General features: G+C 42.1%; 4 protein-coding genes. 1 reads left to right on the top strand and 3 read right to left on the bottom strand.

The genetic code is table 11. The features are described from left to right. On the top strand, positions 1 to 797 hold a 797-nt coding region (locus tag AC4E96_RS13645), incomplete at its 5' end, for a BCCT family transporter (RefSeq protein ID WP_490256216.1). Positions 798 to 951: 154 nt separating this feature from the next. On the opposite strand, the gene putA is transcribed toward AC4E96_RS13645, so the two are convergent. The 3 genes from putA to AC4E96_RS13630 all read right to left on the bottom strand — a co-directional run bounded on the left by putA (position 952) and on the right by AC4E96_RS13630 (position 6,239). After that, on the bottom strand, positions 952 to 4,752 hold the full coding sequence (putA, locus tag AC4E96_RS13640) for a bifunctional proline dehydrogenase/L-glutamate gamma-semialdehyde dehydrogenase PutA (RefSeq protein WP_490256215.1): 3,801 nt from the start codon (positions 4,750 to 4,752) through the stop codon (positions 952 to 954). A gap of 153 nt (positions 4,753 to 4,905) precedes the next feature. Next, positions 4,906 to 5,874 carry an aldo/keto reductase gene (locus AC4E96_RS13635; RefSeq protein WP_490256214.1) on the bottom strand — a complete coding sequence of 323 codons (969 nt, stop codon included), beginning with the start codon at positions 5,872 to 5,874 and terminating at the stop codon, positions 4,906 to 4,908. A 44-nt stretch (positions 5,875 to 5,918) separates the two neighbouring features. Then, the gene (locus AC4E96_RS13630; RefSeq protein ID WP_490256213.1) at positions 5,919 to 6,239 is read right to left on the bottom strand and encodes a nitroreductase family protein; all 321 of its coding nucleotides are present in this window, start codon (positions 6,237 to 6,239) and stop codon (positions 5,919 to 5,921) included. Positions 6,240 to 6,294 lie beyond the last annotated feature (55 nt).

Raw genomic sequence — 6,294 nt, 5'->3', positions numbered from 1 at the left:
CTCTCTTCTACTTCATGGAACAAATGCCGTTAAGTAACCTATTATCCTTTTTGTCCGTTTTGATTATCGTCGTATTCTTTGTCACCTCATGTGACTCTGGCGCAATGGTAGTAGATATGCTTTGCTCAAACGGCCGCAACGATACCCCGGTATGGCAGAGATTGTTTTGGGCAATCACAATTGGTTTGTTAGCCATTGTTTTGCTATTTGCTGGTGGGCTCCAAGCATTACAAACGATGACTATTGCGGCCGCCCTTCCGTTTGCTATCGTCCTTTTGCTAGCATTATGGGGGCTCATGCAATCACTAAAAGTGGAAGCGACAAAACAAATAACTGCTGCAATCACCCCTGCTATGGCCATAACCGATAACTCAGGTAGTTGGAAAGAGCAACTTGATAATATGATACTTCTTCCCCAAAAATCGAATGTACGTCAATTTGTACAAAGCACAGTATTTAACTGTATGACAGAGATTTCTGAATATTTAACTGAGAAAGGAATGACAGCGAAGGCAGAACACATTGAACAAAAGGGAGCAAAACTTATTGTTCAACATGGTGACGAGTTACCATTTGTTTATGCCGTATACATGAGTAAACACAGCTCTCCAATTGGTCATATAGATGAAGAAATAGATAATAATGACCAAGACGAATCTTATTTTCGTGCTGATGTTCATTTAACAGAGGGTGGACAAGGGTATGACATAATGGGTTGGTCTACTCAGGCAATAAGAGCAGATATTCTCAATCAGTATCAAAACCATCTGCACTTTTTACACGAACTGAGAAGTTAAAAAGTATTTTTTTAAGACACCGTTTGAGTCATTAATTATGACTCAGCTACCCACAAAAAAGCCCAGTTAAAACTGGGCCTTTCCTTTTTCCAATGACTGCCCCTCAATCTTGGTATACGACGGGCCGAATCTTTTAACCGTTTTTTGACGTATCTTATTCTTCCTCAGTCAACGTCATCAACGATGTATTACCACCAGATGCGGTCGTATCAATACTTACCGTTTTCTCAGTTAGCATACGACTGATTAGGTTGTCATCATATTCGGCTTCGATAACAGGAAGTATTGCACCCTGGCGCTTCGCTAATTGCTCAGACACAAACTCAGTACGTTTTGAACGTGACTCAATTACCACACCAGCTAAGTCTTCATGGGCCAATAATGGCTCTAAATGTCTTAACCTCGCTACTTGAAGAACACCTGGATTCACCCCAGTTGCTAACAATTTTTCTCTAAACGCTAGCGCTTCTTCATAGAACAGTTCTGACACAACAGCCACAACAACATTACCAGTTGCTAGTGCTGTAACAACAGACAGCGTCCAATAGTGGAATGATACGTTTTTGTCAGCGAAACAAACTAGCGTGCCTCTTGGCTCAAAGTACAATGTGTTTGACTCACCTGTCGGCCCTGGCAATTGTATCGGGCGTTTCATTTTCTTTTCGATATTAATCAACTGATTACGTGAAACACGTAATGTTTTCTCTAAGTTATCAGCTAAGTCATCGACGATATCAACGGTTGCGATGCTCGCTAGTAACTGGCGAACGTGAGATAAACGAGTGACTAAATCCGTCAGTCGCCAATTTTCACGAGTGCTACGTGCTAACTCCATCATTTCATTCGCTGCGTTGATTGATAGATCGTCAGTTTCTAACGCCGGATCTTCATTTGGATAATCAAATTCATCTGGTGTTGCTTTTTCAATCATCAAGCGTGGCAAATAGTTTGGTCCACCAGCTTTGGGACCGGTACCAGACAGGCCTCGACCACCAAACGGTTGAACGCCAACAACGGCACCAATCATATTACGGTTAACATAGACGTTACCGGCACGCGACAAACGAGCCAATTCAAGCGTACGCTCTTCAATTCGACTATGGATACCCATGGTTAGCCCGAAGCCAGTGGAATTGATTTGGTCAATCACTTCGTTTATTTGGTCACCTTTGAATCTAATGACATGAACACAAGGTCCAAACACTTCTTTTTCCAAAACGTTAATGTCACTGATTTCGTATAGGCGTGGTGCAAAGTAGGTTCCATTTTTGCACTCGTCACCTAACTTTCCTTCATATAACAACGTGCCCTTGTCTTTCATGAATTCAACATGAGCATTTAAAGCTTTTAGTGCTTTCTCATCAATAACTGGACCAACATCAGTAGCCAAGAATTTTGGATCACCGATGGTCAGCTCTTCTAGCGCACCTTTTATCATTCGAATCACATTATCTGCAATGTCTTCTTGAATATATAAAACACGCAATGCTGAACAACGTTGTCCTGCACTTTGGAACCCTGATGCAATTACATCGTCAACAACCTGCTCTGGTAATGCAGTTGAATCGACAATCATGCAGTTTTGGCCACCTGTTTCTGCAATTAGCGGAACTTGCTCACCACCACGATCAGCAAGAATTTGAGAAATTAGTGTTCCGGTTTGTGTTGAACCGGTAAACATTACAGCCTTAATACGCTCGTCTGGTAATAATGTTTTACCAACATCAGGACCTTCTGCAATGACTAGATTAATAACGCCTTCCGGCAAGCCAATTTGTTTCATCAATTCGATCGCGCGTATAGCAATAAGACTTGTTTGCTCTGCTGGTTTCGCAATGACAGTATTACCTGTAACGATTGCAGCAACGACCTGACCTAAGAATATTGCTAGTGGGAAATTCCAAGGGCTAATACATAAAACAACACCACGTGGTTCTAAACGGTCATCTTGGTCCAATTCTTCAGCACGTGCGGCGTAGTAACGACAAAAATCCACCGCTTCACGGACTTCATCGACGCCATCTTTTGTGATTTTACCGGCTTCTTTTATACAGAGAGCGATGAACTCATCCATGTTGTTTTCCAACATATCAGCTGTTTTACGCAATAACTCTGCTCGCTCAGACACTGGAGTAGTCGACCAAGTCTCAAACGCAGTTTCTGCCTTATCCAACATCTGAGACATCTCTTGTGATGACGCAAACTGGTGATACCCGACGATTTCCTCTGTGTTGGCTGGATTCACAACTGGAATCGCATCACCATCGATATTTTCTTTGGCGGCAGCAACTTGTTTTTGATTATCATCAAACCAGGCTTCTAAGTTCTTTTTAAGATGAACTAATTCATTTACGTCCGTTATATCTAATCCTTTTGAGTTATCACGTTCGTCGCCATAGATCTCAATAGGGAGTTTGATTTGATCGTTATAAACTTTACTTAAGCGCTGTGTGCGTTCCATCGGGTCAAACAACAAGTCTTCAACCGGCTTTTCAGTGTCTACAATTGCGTTAACAAATGAAGAGTTTGCGCCGTTTTCCAACAAGCGTCTTACCAAATAAGCCAACAAGTCTTCATGAACACCTACTGGTGCATAGATACGACATTGAATTTTTTCTTCAGTGACAATCTGGTCGTAAAGGCTGTCTCCCATGCCATGCAAACATTGGAACTCAAACCCTTCCTTATCATCACCAGCTAACTCAAGAATTGTAGAGGCAGTGTAACCATTGTGCGTCGCAAATTGAGGGTAAATGGTGTCCCTATACTCTAGAAGCTTATTTGCACACGCATGGTAAGACACATCAGTAGATGACTTACGTGTAAATACTGGGAAATGTGGTTCACCATCACGCTGGGCGTTTTTGATTTCGGAGTCCCAGTATGCGCCTTTAACTAGACGAACCATCAGTTTACGGTGCGTTTGTTGAGTTAGTTTACGCAACCATTCAATGACAAAAATCGCGCGTTTTTGATAGGCTTGAACTGCTAAACCAAAACCATTCCAGTCGCCTAAATCGTTATCGAGAAAAACGGCTTCAATGATATCTAATGAAATATCCAGTCGCTCTGACTCTTCAGCATCAACCGTAAGGCCAATGTCGTAGCGTTTGGCCAATAGTGTTAGCTCTTTAAGTTTGGGCACAATTTCGGCTAGGACACGAGAACGATTAACGAACTCATATCTTGGGTGAATCGCAGAAAGCTTTACAGAAATACCTGGGCTTGTGCGTGGTCCACGGCCTTTGGCCTTTTCGCCAATAACATGAATCGCATCAACATAAGATTGGTAGTATTTGTTCGCATCTTCCATGTTACGAGCACCCTCGCCTAACATGTCATACGAGTATACATACCCTTTTGTTTCTTTCTTTTGAGCTCGTTCGGTGGCATCTTCAATGTTCTCACCCATAACGAACTGCTGACCCATGATCTTCATCGCAATTTTCATTGCTTTACGGATCACTGGCTCACCAAATCGACCTACGGCGCGTTTTAACATGCCGTATTGATGTTTGGTGCTATCGCCCGAGTATTTAACCATGCTGCCAGTCAAAAGCAGACCCCAACTCGATGCATTAACGAAAAGGGATTCGCTACCACCGATGTGACGACTCCAAGCGCCTTGACCGATTTTATCTTGAATGAGTTTGTCTTGTGTTTGTTTGTCTGGAACACGAAGCAGTGCTTCAGCTAAACACATCAATACAACGCCTTCTTCCGTTGACAACGAATATTCATTTAGAAGCGCGTCGATACCGTTGTTTTCCGTATTCTCCTTGCGAATTCTGATCACCATTTTTCGAGCGCGTTCCCATGCCCTACTTCTCGCGGCTAAACTTATCTCTGCTTCCGGCAGAATGTACTCCATGGCTTCTTCTTCGTCTATTCGATAAAAATCACGAATTTTTTGACGAATGGGACAATCAGTAATGTAGTTGTCGTCAAACAACATATGCAAATCCTCTTAAACGGTAGAATACGTTTGCTAACAAACGGCTAAGGTCGCGCATTCTAATTGAAAATATTCTCCAATAACTAATTAAATTTATTGTTTAATTTAACCTAAATTTATTAATGTTAGGGGCGAACCTCTACCTAATAAATACTAAGGTACAGCAACGCCTCTAGCAGCAACAAACAAGCGATACCAATGTTCACGAGTTAGGCTTACATTATTTGCTTGATTACAGGCTTTGATACGATCGATATTAGTCGTTCCGATCACCGGCATAATATTAGCTGGATGTCTCAATAGCCAAGCCAAAACAATCGCTTCCTTTGATACACCATACAGCCCACTTAACTCATTCACAACCATAGCAGTTTTACGTATCTGTTCTGATTCATTTGCGACGTCTTTACCTGTAAACATGCCTTGACTTAAACTTCCCCAGGCCTGAAATTGAATCTCGTTTAAAATACCGTGCTCTATGGTTCCGCTAGGAAAATCTGCGGTTCCTTGTCCTGCATTGTGGGTAATACCATCGTTGACAAAGTCTAGCTTACTCAAGCTCATTTCCATTTGATTTGCCACTATTGGAGTAGTTAGTTGACTTTGTAATAGTGAAATTTGCGAACTAGACATGTTCGATACACCAATAGCGCCGATTTTTCCTTTTTCATGTAATTGCTGAATTGTCTGACCAAGCTCTTGTACGTCCAGTAAAGGATCTGGTCGGTGAAGAAGCAAAACCGGTAAATGCTCAATATTAAGCCTTTGTAAAATCCCATCTACGCTTTGCTCAATCCATTCTTTGCTAAAGTCGTAACGGCCTGGAGCACCTTCATCTTCAAAGCGAATACCACATTTAGATTGAAGAACTAATTGTTCTTTTAACTCTGGACGATCTGCTAATACTTTGCCAAAAACTTGTTCGGCTTTGCCGAAAGTATAGATATCAGCGTGATCAATAAGATTAATATTTTGCTCAAGTAAAGTGTCAACAACAGTATGGGCTTGTAAAACGTCCTCACCAGAAATAGGGTTTTGGTTCCAACCGCCACCCAATCCCATGCAGCCGTATACAATTGGGTTCTTAATTCCTAGCTTCGCAAAATGAGGGTATATTTTCATGATTACCTTATCGAAATGTGTTGTTTGTGTTTTAGTCTTTGTGGTTAAAAGTTTGGCTGGGTTACATGGCGCACGAATTTTGTTAAGTCCCTGTCACGTTTTATTGGTACCTCACCATCCGGTGTACCTAAATAAAGAAACCCAACTAATTCATCTTGCTCTTCTAGCCCAAATGCGTTGCGAACGTCTGGGTTGGTCGCATAACTTCCGGTACGCCAAATTCCATTAAAACCTTGGGCCTGTGCCGCCATTTGCATATTTTGGGTTGCACACCCAACTGTCGCTATTTGCTCTTGGCGCGGTACTTTTTCGTGTTCTTTGAATCGCATTATTGCCACTATCACCATCGGTGCTCGGTAGGCCATTTTTTTTGCTTTTTCTATTTTTGGGCGCTACGCCGGCCATCCCCCCCCTGACGAT

This window comes from Psychrosphaera sp., assembly GCF_982872775.1.
Note: the sequence above shows the minus strand (reverse complement) of the source record. Positions and strands in the feature narration are given on the sequence as shown.